Source organism: Flammeovirga aprica JL-4 (assembly GCF_012844305.1).
GTDB classification, from domain to species: Bacteria; Bacteroidota; Bacteroidia; order Cytophagales; family Flammeovirgaceae; genus Flammeovirga; species Flammeovirga aprica.
Genome location: NZ_JABANE010000156.1, coordinates 1 through 14932, shown reverse-complemented (window position 1 = coordinate 14932; position 14932 = coordinate 1). Strand labels below are relative to the sequence as shown.

General features: G+C 34.2%; 16 protein-coding genes and 1 pseudogene. 9 read left to right on the top strand and 8 right to left on the bottom strand.

Annotation, left to right across the window (positions count from 1 at the left end; translation table 11 throughout):
- Nucleotides 1-157 precede the first annotated feature (157 nt).
- Both HHU12_RS35995 and HHU12_RS35145 read left to right on the top strand, forming a co-directional pair.
- Nucleotides 158-592: pseudogene (locus HHU12_RS35995) on the top strand (DUF1016 N-terminal domain-containing protein).
- Nucleotides 593-595: 3 nt separating this feature from the next.
- Nucleotides 596-1198, top strand: coding sequence for a PDDEXK nuclease domain-containing protein (locus tag HHU12_RS35145; protein WP_317170558.1), 603 nt, complete (start codon nt 596-598; stop codon nt 1196-1198).
- A 9-nt stretch (nt 1199-1207) separates the two neighbouring features.
- On the opposite strand, the gene HHU12_RS30780 is transcribed toward HHU12_RS35145, so the two are convergent.
- Entirely contained in the window at nt 1208-1852 is a 645-nt protein-coding gene (locus HHU12_RS30780) for a hypothetical protein (RefSeq protein WP_205960037.1), read from the bottom strand.
- 430 nt (nt 1853-2282) lie between these two features.
- Between HHU12_RS30780 and HHU12_RS30775 the strand changes: the two genes are divergently transcribed.
- Nucleotides 2283-2594 carry a hypothetical protein gene (locus HHU12_RS30775; protein WP_169660579.1) on the top strand — a complete coding sequence of 104 codons (312 nt, stop codon included), beginning with the start codon at nt 2283-2285 and terminating at the stop codon, nt 2592-2594.
- Between the two features lie 215 nt (nt 2595-2809).
- Here HHU12_RS30775 and HHU12_RS30770 read toward each other — a convergent pair whose 3' ends face one another.
- The 5 genes from HHU12_RS30770 to HHU12_RS30750 all read right to left on the bottom strand — a co-directional run bounded on the left by HHU12_RS30770 (nt 2810) and on the right by HHU12_RS30750 (nt 7918).
- Nucleotides 2810-3760: a hypothetical protein gene (locus tag HHU12_RS30770; RefSeq protein WP_169660578.1), complete on the bottom strand. Its 951-nt coding sequence runs from the start codon at nt 3758-3760 to the stop codon at nt 2810-2812.
- 85 nt (nt 3761-3845) lie between these two features.
- The gene (locus HHU12_RS30765; RefSeq protein ID WP_169660577.1) at nt 3846-4244 is read right to left on the bottom strand and encodes an energy transducer TonB; all 399 of its coding nucleotides are present in this window, start codon (nt 4242-4244) and stop codon (nt 3846-3848) included.
- 217 nt (nt 4245-4461) lie between these two features.
- Nucleotides 4462-6063, bottom strand: coding sequence for an aldehyde dehydrogenase family protein (locus HHU12_RS30760; protein WP_169660576.1), 1602 nt, complete (start codon nt 6061-6063; stop codon nt 4462-4464).
- 141 nt (nt 6064-6204) lie between these two features.
- Nucleotides 6205-7122, bottom strand: a complete 918-nt coding sequence (locus tag HHU12_RS30755; RefSeq protein ID WP_169660575.1) for a helix-turn-helix domain-containing protein — start codon at nt 7120-7122, stop codon at nt 6205-6207.
- 316 nt (nt 7123-7438) lie between these two features.
- Nucleotides 7439-7918, bottom strand: coding sequence for an SDR family NAD(P)-dependent oxidoreductase (locus tag HHU12_RS30750; protein WP_169660574.1), 480 nt, complete (start codon nt 7916-7918; stop codon nt 7439-7441).
- 316 nt (nt 7919-8234) lie between these two features.
- Here HHU12_RS30750 and HHU12_RS30745 point away from each other — a divergent pair, with 316 nt between their 5' ends.
- Genes HHU12_RS30745 through HHU12_RS30730 form a run of 4 tightly spaced genes read left to right on the top strand, consistent with a single transcriptional unit; the run spans nt 8235 to nt 11290 of the window.
- Nucleotides 8235-9071: an alpha/beta hydrolase family protein gene (locus HHU12_RS30745; RefSeq protein ID WP_169660573.1), complete on the top strand. Its 837-nt coding sequence runs from the start codon at nt 8235-8237 to the stop codon at nt 9069-9071.
- On the top strand, nt 9072-9671 hold the full coding sequence (locus tag HHU12_RS30740; protein WP_062617552.1) for an IMPACT family protein: 600 nt from the start codon (nt 9072-9074) through the stop codon (nt 9669-9671).
- Nucleotide 9672: 1 nt separating this feature from the next.
- Complete coding sequence (locus tag HHU12_RS30735; RefSeq protein WP_169660572.1) at nt 9673-10473, top strand: EI24 domain-containing protein; 801 nt, start codon at nt 9673-9675, stop codon at nt 10471-10473.
- Nucleotides 10451-11290 (top strand): hypothetical protein, encoded by an 840-nt coding sequence (locus tag HHU12_RS30730; protein WP_169660571.1) that lies wholly within the window; start codon nt 10451-10453, stop codon nt 11288-11290. Before HHU12_RS30735 ends, HHU12_RS30730 begins: the two co-directional genes overlap by 23 nt.
- A gap of 420 nt (nt 11291-11710) precedes the next feature.
- Here the strand turns inward: HHU12_RS30730 and HHU12_RS30725 are convergent, their stop codons facing one another.
- Both HHU12_RS30725 and HHU12_RS30720 read right to left on the bottom strand, forming a co-directional pair.
- Complete coding sequence (locus HHU12_RS30725) at nt 11711-12304, bottom strand: phosphatase PAP2 family protein (RefSeq protein WP_169660570.1); 594 nt, start codon at nt 12302-12304, stop codon at nt 11711-11713.
- 1 nt (nt 12305) lies between these two features.
- Entirely contained in the window at nt 12306-13919 is a 1614-nt protein-coding gene (locus HHU12_RS30720; RefSeq protein WP_169660569.1) for an ArnT family glycosyltransferase, read from the bottom strand.
- A gap of 168 nt (nt 13920-14087) precedes the next feature.
- Here HHU12_RS30720 and HHU12_RS30715 point away from each other — a divergent pair, with 168 nt between their 5' ends.
- Nucleotides 14088-14447, top strand: coding sequence for a hypothetical protein (locus HHU12_RS30715; RefSeq protein ID WP_169660568.1), 360 nt, complete (start codon nt 14088-14090; stop codon nt 14445-14447).
- A 166-nt stretch (nt 14448-14613) separates the two neighbouring features.
- A complete protein-coding gene (locus HHU12_RS30710) occupies nt 14614-14760 on the top strand; it encodes a hypothetical protein (protein WP_169660567.1) in 147 nt (48 codons plus the stop codon).
- Nucleotides 14761-14932: the final 172 nt, after the last annotated feature.

The window sequence follows — 14932 nt, the reverse complement described above, 5'->3', positions numbered from 1 at the left end:
CCATAATGCAAAAATACTTTTTTTTGATTAAAGGGGCTTAACTTACTCTCCGGGTAAATGTAGCTATTCCACTTTTGCTATAATTTATAAGTTTGTAATCTATTAAATTTAAACCCCTTAAATAACTTACTATTTAATATATATTATCTTTATTGAGATGATGAGTTTTACCTCTTACAGAATAGATATGAAAAATCAACTTTCAAAGTTAAATAAGGTATTATTAAGCGATCTACAACAACTTATAAGCAAAAGTAAAAAACAACTTACCTCTACGGTAAACAGCACGTTGACAATCACTTATTGGCAAATTGGGAAACGAATTAATGAAGACGTTTTAAAGAATGAAAGGGCTGATTAAGGTAAAAATACTATTACTCTACTCGCTAAATCATTAGTAACAGATTATGGAAGGAGCTTTGAAGCTCGTAACATCAGAAGAATGATGCAATTTGCTAACCTTTTTCCTGATTTTGAAAAAGTGTCGACACTGTCGACACAATTATCATGGTCGCATTTCATTGAATTACTTTCAGTAAAATCAGAAGAAGCTAGAATGTTTTATGCTTATAAAATTTCTGAAGAAAAATAGAGTATTAGGCAAACAAGAAAACAAATTGAACAAAAGGGTTTTGAAAGAAAAGAAATTGCTAATGTAAAGCACAATATCGCTGAAACAGATTTTCATAATAATTTTAAGGACCCTTACTTTCTTGATTTTTTAGGTTTAAAAGAAGGATACTTAGAAAAAGATCTAGAAAGTGCTATCATTAGGGAACTAGAACAGTTTATATTAGAACTAGGTAAAGGTTTTGCTTTTGTTGAAAGACAAAAACGTATGATCATTGATGGCGAAGATTTTTATTTAGATTTACTTTTCTATCATCGTAAGCTAAAACGATTAGTGGCTATTGAGCTGAAACTTGGTCGTTTTAAAGCCGCCTATAAAGGGCAAATGGAACTTTACCTCAGTTGGCTAAACCAACATGAAACTGAAGAAGATGAAAACGCACCAATAGGTTTGATATTATGTGCGGAAGCTGGTGCCGAACAAGTGCAATTACTCAACATGCCCAAAGATGGTATTATGGTTGCTGAATACTGGACACAACTTCCTCCTAAATCATTACTAGAGAAAAAACTTCATCAAGCCTTAATAGAAACAAAACAACGATTGATTAATAACAGTCAAAAATAGTATACTTTATTACAATTGTATATGAATATGATCATCATGCCTCACTGCTCTACAACCATGAAAGCGTACTTTAGGATGGTTCAAATTCAACCTATTTTTCAAATGAGGCTCAATAAATAGTTTACCTAAATTTGGCTGAGCTAATAGAATACTAATTAGTTTTTTATTCCCATTATTCGAAAATTTCAGCTCCTTATTAATACTTCCAAAGGTGAGGTATTTTGGAAAGTCATATTGAAAATTGCCTGCTTCTAAGCATTTTGTCGGTTGATCCCACTCCCCTTTTTTGACCTCTTCATATACACCATAACCACTGATTGATTTTTGTAAATCTGTAATCTTTTTTTCTTGGTTTTCATATACTAATGAAAGATCAATCTTCCTCCCATCATTATGACTTAAATGAGGCAATAATGGAAATCCCTTGACAAAAGGAAAACAAGCATCTAGGTACTTTATTTTGATGTTTGTACCTTTTAACTGTTTGCCTGCCTTTAGTAAAAGGTTATTCATTTCGGGCACTACATAATTTCTATTCAAGAGCACCGTCATATAGTTTGTCGGAGAAATACTTTCAGTAGTGACCACTGGTTCTCTGCCCTGCCACCTTGCTATTGGCGGTACGATCACATAAATAAAAAATAAGTATATCATACTGAATACACCTACCTTTAAAAGTATATTTTTCGTTTTCAAAAAATAGAGCACTACTAAAAAGAGTAGATAAACGATTCCTCCTATTTGCGTTATAGCTGTAAGAAAAATAATGAGGAGGATGTGAAAGAATATTTTAAAAGTTTGTTTCATTGTTTGTTTTCTAAGAAATGCTGTTTTCTCTGTAAATATATTCATAATAATACAAAAAAGGTATCTCAACAGTCCTCCTATGTAATAGCGTTTTATAGACTGATTCTTTGATAGGTAAATGTTTAAAAGGTTATAATGTTTCATTAGTAATAATGAGGAGTTTATCATTAAATTGCGATCAATGTTAAAGTAAACTTTCTCTTCACATGTGGAGAGCTACTTATGTCAAACTAGCAGAATAGATCAAACTTATCTATTTGCACAATTTTTTGTTATCATGTTCGTATGGTCAGGTAAAGGTATTTTTGCCATTTTTGTTTTCTTAGCAAGTGCTATTATCTTCGGTCTAATTTTTCCAGGTACATCTGCATCTTATGGATTCGGCTTTTGCTTTATTGTTACAGCTGTATTCAGTTGGTTTATGGGTAAAAAATGGAATGATCAAGATGCTAAAATGTATATCGATGAAGATTCAGGACAAAAAGTAATCGTTAAAGGAAATCACACTATTTTTTGGATCAAATTACAGTATTGGGGACCAATTTTCTTACTTATTGGTTTATACTTTATATCAACAAAGTTTTTTTAGATTAGTACATTAAAAAGCTTTGAAAAAACGTTCATCTTTTCTTTATGAAAATGAACGTTTTTTTATGTCTGTAGTCTATTACATTGATGTTTTCTTTTTTTCACTTCAATGTAAGGTTTGAATGAAGTGAAAAATACTTTATGACACCTTTGTATATTTCCCAAGGTCTTAATTATTACAATATATCATAAACTATAAGAAAGTAACATTTGTACTCATTTAGTAAATACATATTCTTCAATAGTTTTATATAAATAAGAAGAGATCAGATCTTTCTTACAAATTTTCAATACTTCGTTTAACTCTTTGATTGATTTCACTTTATCAGTCTCATCCGAATAATAAATATGCAAATTATCCCAAAGGTCCTGTTTTTCACCTAAAAGAGAGAAATCCTGTTTTACATCACTTATATTCTGAATCGGGTCAATAAAATACTTTTTCAAGTATGCTTTAGAATAAACTTCTTTTAGTATTTGACCAGCTATACTATTAGTGGTATAAGTTTCCTCAAACAATAGATCAAAATATTTGTACTGTAGTAATTCATTTACTTTTTCATAGTCTTTTAAACCATAATAAATTTCAATTTTATCCTCTCTAAAAGAAACTTCATCACCGAGACAATCTAGAGTTAAAGGTGGATATAATTCGGCAGAATCTAACCAACTTAAAGCATCTTCAAACTGCTTATTTTCAACACATATCCTACTCAAAGTATAATAGGATTGATGTTTGACTTTCGGTAAATTATACTCAAAAAAATAACGAAGCGAGCTATTCTGCCAATACACTAGAATAGGGTAAGTATCAATTACTTTATAGTTGAAATCTGTAGTTCTAGTGATTGCCTTATTTAAGTATTTTACTGCTTTTTCAGGTTCTTGATTCCATTTGTAATAAGTTCCTAATTTATACAATACATAAGGTGTATAACATGAGCCTTTATTGTTTTCTAAAAATGCTTGATAGGCCTTAATTTTTCTATAGAGGAAGATTTTATTCTGCTGATCTGAAATGGGTATGCTATAGTATTCATAAAACAGTTCATCAATCAACCTTATTTTTTTAAGGTCCAATGAATCTGATTTAATAATTTGAGAGTACACCGAATTACTTATCAGTAAGAAGATTATGATTGAAATTTGAAAGTATAGTTGTCTCATTATTTGATGTGCTATAAAACTTGAACCTTATCTCAATTTCATGCAAGCGTAGCAAGCTACGCTACTACAGGAATTTTCAACGATTTTACCCGAATTTAATGCCAATTGGTAAAAGCATTTTCACATACACTTTTTTACCTTTCAAAACTCCCGGTTTCCATTTCTCTAAATATTCTAAAGGGAGTGTTGTTCCATGACTTGAACATTGATAAACTATTTCACCATTTGGATCAACGATAAATAGAATATAAACTTTTAGTCCACCCAAATTTTTATATTTATCACCAAATTTCATGTGCTTACCTATTATTTTATAAAAGGCTCCCATCCCTCCTGGGTATTCTGCTGGTTCATCTACTATTTCATATACTTCTTCTCCATTGAAGGAATCAATCGAACAAGAATCAAGAAATGATATATGTGCTTGAGCATAATTGCTGTAAGAAATGAATAGGAAGATTGATACAAAAATAAATCTTATCATAATATTAGTTTGCTATTGATACTTCAAGATAGAAAAGTCTTTTCTGTCTAACAATTTTTGAATCGAACAAAGAAAAACCTAGCTCATTTCTTATGGGCTAGGTTAAAATATTACTGTGTATTTATAGTTACATCTATTACATTGTGATGCAGGTATTATGATTTGATTCGCATCAAGACAAATCAATTACCTTTATTGTTTTCATCTTAGTTCTGAATTAAAAGTCTTTCTTTCTAAAATTATCAACGGCTGTTGTACCAAGCATTTTGGTAAGTTTACCCCAGGAAGGATGCATTGAAAATTCTGCCATGTTGGTTCCTAAATGATCAAACGCTTTCTTGTTGGTGTTCATCATATGTCCCATTGACATAAACTGATCTTCTAGAATTGACTTTTCTATATTTTCGAAACAATAGGTATTACCAAAATTTCCAATCCCCGAAACAAACTCTTTTCCTTCCTCATTACCTCCCCATGTGAGATACGGACTTAAGAAAACAAATGGTGGCATGGTATTGACGGTCACTGCTCCGTATTCCATATCTGTTACCGCTTGATCTACTGCCGGTTTATGATGCTTTTTGGTCTTTTCATCAATCAGAATACAGCTTCCCAATGTCCCTAAAAGTTTTGTATTACAGAACTCTACCGCATGAGGTAAAAATTCGCTTGCATTTGCAGGAAGATCCAAAGCCACTTCATCTATTATCTGGCAGAAAGCTTCATTTTGAACTGCAAAACTATCTTGATCTATATCTCTAATCACCACAAAATTGGCATTCTTATATTTTCCTCCTTCTGGTTTCAACACTTTTGCATCTGGATAATAGGACATAAATTTCTCCAGCACCTTATCAGAACCCGGATAATAAGTTCCTGCAGCAGGTGTTTGATCTTCAATAGCTCTTTCCAATGCATCTAGAAATTCTTCTCTCTGTGGCCAATGCTTTGAAGTCACTAATGTCTGAACTCTACCACAAACCGCTCCTCCATTTAGCTTAGAAATAGTAGCAATCTGAATCGCCTGATGCTCTATTTCTTTCTTTGACCAAGGTTGATCTCCCGGTACGATTATGCAAGGATTATTTCCTCCGCATTCCGAAATTAAAGGTGTAGAAGAGGCTGCATCAATGGCTTTCGCAACGGCAGTAGATCCTGTAAAATAGATCTTATCCAACCCTTCCAAAGTTGTCATTGCTTTACCCTCGGCATGATCAATAAAAGCAATTGCTTTGGCTTCAATCAATGGTTCAAAAATTTTCTCCCATACCTCATCTGTTTTTGCATTGAGTTGATGAGGTTTATGAATGACCGCTTTATTTTCCAAAAACATAGCTTTGACCATCTCCAAAGAACTACTATAATTCCCTGCACCAGAAACTGCTATGATTCCTGCTGGTTTTTCTAAAGGATTGATTTGTTTGGGTTCACCTTTTATTCTTAAATGCATTTTCTGAGTAGCACTCATTAACCGATCTTTGGCGTCAAGCGGTTTTACTTCTACATCATAGATTTGATCACTGATCTGTGTAATCTTTTCAGGACTAGGCATGTGTCCTTTAATGATATTTTCATAAAGATGAATGCAAGCTGTTAAAGTGTTGGCTACAGGAACTACTGTGGCAATAAGATTCATTCCGTAAGAATATAAATCCTCCCCCAACAATTCGTTCTTCATGTCTCCATCTGCTATGGCAAGGTCTGAAGCAAAAAGTCGCATTCTATCTCTTACCTCTTCTAGTAAATGAAGTCTTACGTGCGGCGGCTGTTGTGCCCAGCCTTGTGGATCTAGGTTATCAAAAGCTTCTTGTGCAGTCATAATTGTAATGATTAGATGATTAATTAAATTTAGAGAAAGCACGGCCTGTACTCCATTTTCATGTAAGTCAAAAGGCCCTTATAGTTATTGATTGATTAAGGGTACACCTCACTTATTTTAAGCAGGTGTCAATATCTTTGATTAATTCATTGCTCGATATTCGTTGGGACTGTATCCGGTCTTCTTTTTGAACATACGTGTGAAACTTTGAGGATATTCAAATCCTAAAATAAAGGCTATTTCACCTACAGATTGATTAGAACTTAATAGAATATTTTTCGCTTTTTTCACCACATAGGCATCAATGTGTTCTTTAATTCCTTTACCTGTTTCTTTCTTCAGCAAGTCACTTAAATAATTGGGTGACATATTCAGTTCTTTCCCGAAATAATTAGAAGTAGGCAACCCGCTTTTCGCAATCTGTTCAGACTTGAAGTAAGACTTTAATTTAGATTCAAAATCAGTTATTAAATCACTATTCAAATTCGTTCTGGTATAAAATTGTCGGTCATAAAACCGCATACAATAATTGAGAAACAGTTCTAAATTAGAGAGAATTAAATTTTGACTGTGCTTGTCAATATTCTGAGAATATTCAGTTTTGATTTGATCAGCGATATGTTGTATAAACTCTTCTTCTTTTTTTGATAAATGCAAAGCTTCAGTTACTTCATAATCAAAAAAAGTATAGGAGTCCATTAGATTGAATAAATTAGATTTAATGATGAGATCAGGATGAAATAATAAAGTCCATCCATCTTTATTTTTTAACTCTTCTTTTGTGGGAACACTGAAAACCTGATTAGGATGTGCAAAAATCATTGTCCCTTCTTCATAATCATATGAATTTCTTCCGTACCCCAATGACCCGCTGATCTTATCTTTGTACATAATGGTGTACATAGAAGATGAAAATCGTATACCATACATGCTTTCATCTAGCCAGTCATTGACCAAATCTTTATCATATATAAATGTGATTAAAGGATGATCAGGAGCTGGTAATTTTAATATTTTATGAAACTGAGAAATACTATCAACTTTTAGAATATCAGACATAAGTATTGGGTATTATTTAATTTAGACCTACTAATTTTCAAGTAATGTCCATAATTGTTTTTCACCTTTCAGATCATGAACATTGGGTTTGATGATGACATTGGCCACCCTCCTTTTCTATACTCCTCACTATTCATAGTACACTATGTTATGAAAAGTGTTCACTAGAGTATTTAGATGCATATTCAGATAATAAACAATGTAAGGAGGTTTGAGCTGATTACCAACTGCTACCACTCATGTTCATCATTGTGACAAATGGTTTTGTCAATACCATCTATTTCAAATCCTCAAAATGAATCTTATGCCATTCCGTTTAATTACTGCACGTACTACGGAAGACAGCATCAAGATTCTTGAGTTGAGGGTATTTTTCTAATAAAAGTTCGGCTAACAGGAAATGTCCATAAAAACTTGCCTCCATCGTGATTTCAAAACCGTCATTATTATATTCTGGTGTATTTTCCATATTCATCATTCCAGTATTACAAGCTAGTCCGTCTAATTTTTGATATTTTGAAAGAAAAGCATCCACAAAATCTCTTACGGATTGAAGATCTGCTAAATCACATTTCATCACATCATAACTTCCCTTTAATGTTGAAAAGCGCTGTGCTACTTCATTACCAACTTCCACACTTCTGCATCCCATTACTACATGTGCACCTTGTTTTACTAATTGCAGTGCTGTCTCAAACCCTACACCCGAATTAGCTCCGGTTACTATATATGTTGTTCCACTTAAATCCTCCTCTAAATGCTTTGGGTTACAAAATGTAACTTCCTTCTTCGCCATGTCTATTTCTAATTAGGTTTGTAACAAATTTCCTATTTTATAAAGTTTTTCGTTTAACACAATTACAGATTCTTGTAACAATTTCACAGAATAACAAAACCAAAACAACTAACTACCAAACAATTACAATTATATCCTGACTTTCAACCCATAAAAGATTGCAATTCATTTATAGTGTTATAGGAATGCACTTATTATTTAATAAAAAAAACCGACCTAATATCATATATTTTTGTATGTCGAAATATTTTTCAATTCACACCAATAGAAAAGTTCCCATTCTTTTATCCCCATAAAGATTTTCCTATTTTTGAATATGAAAAAGATAGAATTTGTACTCACCTCTAAGCATAACAACAAACGTTTTGTGGCTGACGCAAGATGGATTGCTAATCATACGAAAAAGCCAACTGTAATTTTGGTGCATGGTTTCAAAGGATTTAAAGATTGGGGCGCCTTTAATGTTATCGCTGATCAATTTGCGAATAAAGGCTATTGCTGTGTCAAATTGAACTTCAGTTCTGATGGCACTACAGTTGATTATCCTTTTGAAGTAACAGATCATGAAGCTTTTGGTAATAATAATTTTAGCAAAGAGTTGGATGATTTAGGAGTGTTGATTGATTGGTTGCATAGTGATGAATGCCCTATTGGAACCATTGATTTATCAAAACTTTATCTTTTAGGACATAGCCGTGGCGGTGGTGTGGTACTGCTAAAAACTGCTGAAGATGAGCGTATCAAAAAAGTGGCGACTCTAGCTTCTATTCCTCAGGTCAATACTTTCTCTGAAGAGACGGTAGAGCACTGGAAAAAAGAAGGTGTGATTCATGTGGTCAATGGTAGAACGAATGAAGAACTGCCATTATACTTTCAAGCCGTAGAGGATTATTATGCGCATGAAGACCGCTTGTCGATGATGAAAGTGTTGCCGACAGTCACACGACCTATTCTTCATATTCATGGTGATGCGGATGAGACAGTGCCTATCAAAGCTATGGACTTTTTACATCAATTAAACCCTGCATCTACTTGTAAAACAATTGAAGGGGCATCGCATACTTTTAATACAAAACATCCTTGGACGGAGGAGACTTTATCGGAAAATATGCAAACCGCAATTGATTACGTGTTAGATCATTTTTCAGAATAAATGGAAGACGCCTATTTAACCCTAAAAGGTACCAGCGAAGGTATCTACAAAGAGAAAGGAAGTAAGTTTATTGCCTTGGCCCATCATGTTACTACAGAAGAGGAAGCGAAGGCAATTGTGAAAGGATACAGAAAGGAATATTATGATGCTAGACACTGGTGCTATGCTTATATTATTGGTGCGGATAAAAGTAAAACGAGAGCCAATGATGACGGTGAACCAAGTGGATCAGCAGGTCTTCCTATTTTAGGACAACTAAGATCTTTCAACGTTACGGATACGCTGATTGTAGTGATTCGTTATTTTGGAGGAACAAAACTTGGAGTTCCGGGCCTTATTCATGCCTACAAAACTTCAGCGGCAGACGCTCTTGAAAACGGTGAGATTGAAGAGCTGTTTGTACAAAGACAGATTAAAATCACATTTGCTTATCCTCAGATGAACGATGTGATGAAAGTGGCAAAGAATTATGAATTGGACTTTGGTAATCAAAGTTTCGATGAATTATGCCATATTGAATTTTTAGTAAGAGACAGTCTTTTCGAGCAAGTAAAAGAAAAGCTTGAAGACGTAGACGAACTTATTTTTAAAGAGCTATAAAATGAAAAAATACTCCTCCTTCCGAATTTATAAAACGGGTTTTCAACAATACTTGAAGGCATTCAACTTTATCAGAAAGAACAATTTGATGCAGTATTTCTGGTTTATCAGTCTTTTTGGATTTATTCTTTCCGTAGTTTTATTGGGAGGAGGATTATATACAAGTCATCATATTATGGAATGGGTGCAGACCACCGACAACTTTCATTCGATGGTAGACGCTATTCCTTTTGTTGATACCAAAAGCTCTGAAACTTCTTTGTATTGGGTTCTTTTCATTTTTATTGAAATACCGGTACTCATCACCAGTTTATTGCTTTTTGGACCATTGGTCAACCTGCTTAGCTTCCCAATTTTGGATCGTTATACAGAGAAAATCAACATAATTTTATTTGACCGCAACGCTGAAAGCAATTTTGATTTAGGTCGATTATTTCAAATGGCTTGGTCCATTATTCTACCCAATGCACTAAAAAGTATTTTCTTTACATTACTCTTGTTGCCTTTCACATTTATTCCATTTGTGGGGCCAGTTTTTCTATTTATCAGTTTAGTGATCAATAGTTATTATACTGGTTTTGACATTGTGGACAACTATTTTGAAAACTGGAATGTAAAGGTAAAAGACAGTAAACACTTTATCACACAAAATAAATCCATTCCAATCAGCATTGGTTTTGGCGGAAGTCTGCTGTCACTTGTCCCCATAATAGGCGGAATTTTTTCACCCATCATCAGTTTGACTGCTGGTGGACTTATACTCAAAGAACTCGATGTCTATGAAGACGTACATGCTATTTAAAAACTACATCATTTTTCTTTTCATTTCCTTATTAGGCTTCTCATGTAATTTAATTGATGAGGAAAACACCCCTGAAATAGATATTCAAGAAGAACTGATACCCGTTGAGGTGAGCTTTCTATACAATCTCATTGAACCTACTCCCGAAGACCCTCAGTCTGTTGTTTTCTTTTATGAAGACAATCTACTTTCATCAGTCAATAATGTATTGACCAATAGTGAAATTATAGCATTGGATTTCGACTATGATGAACAAAATAATATCAGCAAGATCGAAGTCAAGAAAAATGACAACACCATTAAGGTCTACACCTTTACCTACGATTCTTCAGTTATTACGATTCAAAAGGACAATATCCCATTTGTAAAGGCCGTACTTCACAATAATCAATTGGTTTATAGTATTGAGAACTTTGAGAAAAAGCAGATCAGTTACTTTACTTATGAGTCGGGAGACCTTTCAGTGCAGAGAGTTTTTGATAATAGCACAGATATCTCTAACGGTACTCCAAAACTGATTACAAACTTCTCATACAGTCCCTTTGGAAGCGCTTTATTCTCTTCTGTAATTCCCACTACAACACTATTTTTACTAGATGAAGTCGATGAATTCTTGTTGACGAAATTTCTAACGACATCCAACACAAAGGTGAATTTAGGAGTGAAAGAAGGAAATAATGTAGGCAGTATTGATTACAGAACTATTTTTAATGAGGAAGGCTACCCTAGTTCCATCTCAATGATTTATAGAGAAGATGATAAAGCGGTCAAGCAAATCATCCATAATGTATCCTACAACAGTGCTACCCCTTTTTAAGACAAAACTTAGGAGGTGGTATTAAAAAAGGCCAGAGTAAATGCTCTGACCTGTTTTTTTGTAAAAAAAGAAATTTGTTGTTGTCAATGAATCGCTCGAATGTTCATCTATTCAGCTTTGGAGTTTGTCCAAAATACTCCTGTTAGCAAAGTAATAGTCCGCCTTCAGTTTATTTGATATTTTAGTTTAAAGCACACTACTTTTTTTTATTCTATCGTCATTTCAAAGATGGTAATCTTGATTGATTTCAGCATCAGAACGGCTGTCACATTAATTCATTTTTAATACTACATTTTCACTACAAAGTGCCATTTTAAGCACGTAAAGCCATAAAAAACAAAAAAACCGATACAGCATTGTGCATCGGTTCTTGTTTATTTCTGAATAGATAAAATCCTAAAGTGTAATCGTTTTGCCTTCTTATTTCAAAGCTTCAGTTTCTTTTCCTAACTGTATATCATACTTACGTTGAATTCTGTAGATGATTTCACGGGCTAGATACACGGCTAGAACCCCCACTAACCAACCGCCAATGATATCTCCAACGAAATGAACCCCAACGGCAATTCTACTGTAAGAATACAAAGCCGTCCATATGAAAAATACCCATGACCACTTCAGTTTTTTGTGCCATTCCAAGAAAAAGAACAAAGCAATGGCCATTGATGTAGAGGCATGTGAAGAGACAAATCCTAAGGGACCGCCTCTGTAGCCATGCAATGTATGAACTAGGTCTTTGATGGCAGGATCATGTGATGGTCTCGGCCTGTTTACTAAAGGCTTGAATATTTGCGAGGCTATAACATCTGCCAATCCTATGGCAATACCCAAACCTATCAACCAAAAGAGTGTTTGTTTCCAGCCAAACTTCCAGAAAGAAAATGAAACTATAAATAAATATAGAGGCCATGAATTGATAGGTGTTGTCAACCACCAGAAAAACGTATCAGAAAGTTCAGTATGATGACTATTCAAATAGAGAAACAATTCTCTTTCCCAACCAAAGGGTTCCATATTAATTTATTTTATGTGTCTTTTCAAAAGGGTCTGGAAAAGGGTAATTGTCTTTATACCCTTTCAAACGGTACAAGTAAGCGTATCGCATCAGCTTATTCGCTCTAGTGACTTCCACTCTTCCCACCTCTTCAATTGAATCAAAATAAGCGGCGAACTGCTGATTTACGTCACGTCCCCAATTGGTCACATTGACAAAATAAACGTCCTCTCCTTTTTCCAAGCCACCTCTGTCTTGGTTGATCCATGCATATTTATGAATCTGATCCCAAGTACCCATCATGATCAGCGGGTGATTGTTAGGGTGTGCAATATAAAAATCGATATGTGTACCAGGGAACCATTCAAATGCTACAAACTTAGCATTCGGTTTCATCTTCCCCTCTTGAACATCTTTTTCTATAATCGGCTGCAGCTTTTTGTTGATTTGTCTCCAGCCATACATATCCTGCGTAAAATCCCATTCCCCAAAATTCTGAGGATCATCCATGTTTGTTTTCCCTAGATTAATTGGGCTGAAGTTGATTAACCAATATGCAATTGCTAAAACAACAGCAAGAAAAGTAGTGGAACCGGCAATTCTTTTCGGTTTCCAGAGTCTCCAAGCATTTCTAGCTTTACTATCAATCAATACCACTCTCCAATACACCGCTGTAATAATGATCAATGGGAAATAACCAGGGCCCGACCAGTGCGGTAATGTCTCTCTGAAAAGGGCAAAAGATGTAAATACAATAATCAAAGGCAAGCCGTTGAATAAAAGTACCTGTAAAGACTTCTTATCCATTACTTTTTTGCCTTTGGCAATACCTACAAGCGCCGCCACTATCAAGTACCAGTTCCAAGGATTATTATAAGCGATTTGACCGCCAAACTCCCTAAGGAAGTAATCTAATCTTAATTCTAAAGTAGGTGTTACACGATCAGAATGGAAAGTAAAACTGATAAAATCGTTGGCGTAATTCCAATAGAAAACCGGGAATAAGCAAAGTACAGCAATTGCTCCTGCTCCCCACAAACTCCAGTCTGCAAACCATCTTCTATCACAAACCAGCACATATAAAGCCACACCTATACCAATAAAAGCTCCATGATATTTTGACAATCCTGCCAAACCAATCATCAAGCCAGCAAGTAAAAGGTTCCTCCTTGCCTTTCCATCAATTTTCGCTACCGGAAGTGATTCCAATAGGAAGTAAATACTCAGCATCCAGAAAAGAGTCTGAGGTGTATCAGGAATAATAAAAATACCTGATAAAATGGAGGCGTAAATAGAAGATGTATATAAAAATGCCGCATAAATACCGGCTATGCTGTCTTTTAGTTTTGAAGCAATCCTATAAGCAAGGAATGTGTTTATTCCAGCAAAAACAACACCTCCCAAACGCATAAATAGCTCGTAAGGCAGTTTTAGGTTTAACGTAAATAGCTGAATTACCCACCCCACCATTGGAGGATGGTCGAAGTGACTTAGTTCAGGATATAAAGCATATGTCCAATAATAAACCTCATCATTACTGAACTCCATTGTGCCACCAATAAACGCACGCACAATGGAACTGATAACGATTATTCGTAAAACAATCTTGGTTGCTCTACTTTCTGTAATACTCATTTGTTCCATCCTGCAAATGTAATTTATTTCATTCACAAAGTCTTAAATAATGTTGATTTGTAAACTTCTTATAACTTTTTATCGTTTTTCACTAAAGATAAATTGTCTTAGTATTAGGGCATTTTATCTGTAGATAAAATAGTATGTATTCTATATATAAACATTAATATGAATTCTAAATTAACATTCCTATTTGTTTTACTTACTGGTCTTGTGCTATCAGCATGTGTGGATGATGTAGATAAATTTCCTCCTAGAGAAGTCACTTTGATCTACAATTGGGAAGAAGCTAATATAGCTGGACTAGACTCTGGCACGATGCAAATATCTCATCAGTCAGGACTAGCATTATTATATTTGAGCAATACTGATGAGTCAACGGTAATTCCAGGCATAATCGGCAATTTAGTCGTTCAGGAAAACCCTAAATCAAAAGATCCTAAATATGCGGTTCCTAATACTATATCTGTCATACCCATCGGGCAGGATAGTGCAGAAGTTATTTTCACCGCGCCAAAAGATTTTTAATATAAAAACATCTGTAAAATGGATGATACAAGGATAGTGACTTCTAAAGTTCCTATCCTTTCTTTTTGAGGTTCAATTCTAAAATTTCATTTCAAAATTTCTATGGGTATCCGCAAATAATTCAGTAAATTAAGTAAGGACCTAGTGAAACCCATACAACCTAATTATGAAAGTAGTTGACTTTATTTCTAAAGAAGATAGCGGAAATAGAGAAGTGAAAATTGATAAGATAGAATTCAGTTTAATTCATGATGGCATTGATGAAGTGAAAGGAGTATTGTACATGTCAGTACATTACCACATCAATAATTAGGGAACCCTGGTAAATACTTAATCTACTAACAATGAGTTATTTACTTGTTATAAAATGTAAAAAAGACCCCGAAAAATGTCGAATTAGGCTTTTTTCGGGGTTTTAACTTGCATAAATTTGAGTTCCAACAAAAAATCTATTACAAGTCTGACTCAAATATAACATGCAATTC

Bases quoted from the DNA above. Each gene is read 5' to 3' on its own strand.
- HHU12_RS30760 (WP_169660576.1), bottom strand. From the start codon at position 6,063: ATGACTGCACAAGAAGCTTTTGATAACCTAGATCCACAAGGCTGGGCA.
- HHU12_RS30715 (WP_169660568.1), top strand. From the start codon at position 14,088: ATGAATTCTAAATTAACATTCCTATTTGTTTTACTTACTGGTCTTGTG.
- HHU12_RS30775 (WP_169660579.1), top strand. From the start codon at position 2,283: ATGTTCGTATGGTCAGGTAAAGGTATTTTTGCCATTTTTGTTTTCTTA.
- HHU12_RS30730 (WP_169660571.1), top strand. From the start codon at position 10,451: ATGAAGACGTACATGCTATTTAAAAACTACATCATTTTTCTTTTCATT.
- HHU12_RS30765 (WP_169660577.1), bottom strand. From the start codon at position 4,244: ATGATAAGATTTATTTTTGTATCAATCTTCCTATTCATTTCTTACAGC.
- HHU12_RS30725 (WP_169660570.1), bottom strand. From the start codon at position 12,304: ATGGAACCCTTTGGTTGGGAAAGAGAATTGTTTCTCTATTTGAATAGT.
- HHU12_RS30740 (WP_062617552.1), top strand. From the start codon at position 9,072: ATGGAAGACGCCTATTTAACCCTAAAAGGTACCAGCGAAGGTATCTAC.
- HHU12_RS30770 (WP_169660578.1), bottom strand. From the start codon at position 3,760: ATGAGACAACTATACTTTCAAATTTCAATCATAATCTTCTTACTGATA.
- HHU12_RS30780 (WP_205960037.1), bottom strand. From the start codon at position 1,852: ATGATATACTTATTTTTTATTTATGTGATCGTACCGCCAATAGCAAGG.
- HHU12_RS30710 (WP_169660567.1), top strand. From the start codon at position 14,614: ATGAAAGTAGTTGACTTTATTTCTAAAGAAGATAGCGGAAATAGAGAA.
- HHU12_RS30750 (WP_169660574.1), bottom strand. From the start codon at position 7,918: ATGGCGAAGAAGGAAGTTACATTTTGTAACCCAAAGCATTTAGAGGAG.
- HHU12_RS30720 (WP_169660569.1), bottom strand. From the start codon at position 13,919: ATGAGTATTACAGAAAGTAGAGCAACCAAGATTGTTTTACGAATAATC.
- HHU12_RS30735 (WP_169660572.1), top strand. From the start codon at position 9,673: ATGAAAAAATACTCCTCCTTCCGAATTTATAAAACGGGTTTTCAACAA.
- HHU12_RS30745 (WP_169660573.1), top strand. From the start codon at position 8,235: ATGAAAAAGATAGAATTTGTACTCACCTCTAAGCATAACAACAAACGT.
- HHU12_RS30755 (WP_169660575.1), bottom strand. From the start codon at position 7,122: ATGTCTGATATTCTAAAAGTTGATAGTATTTCTCAGTTTCATAAAATA.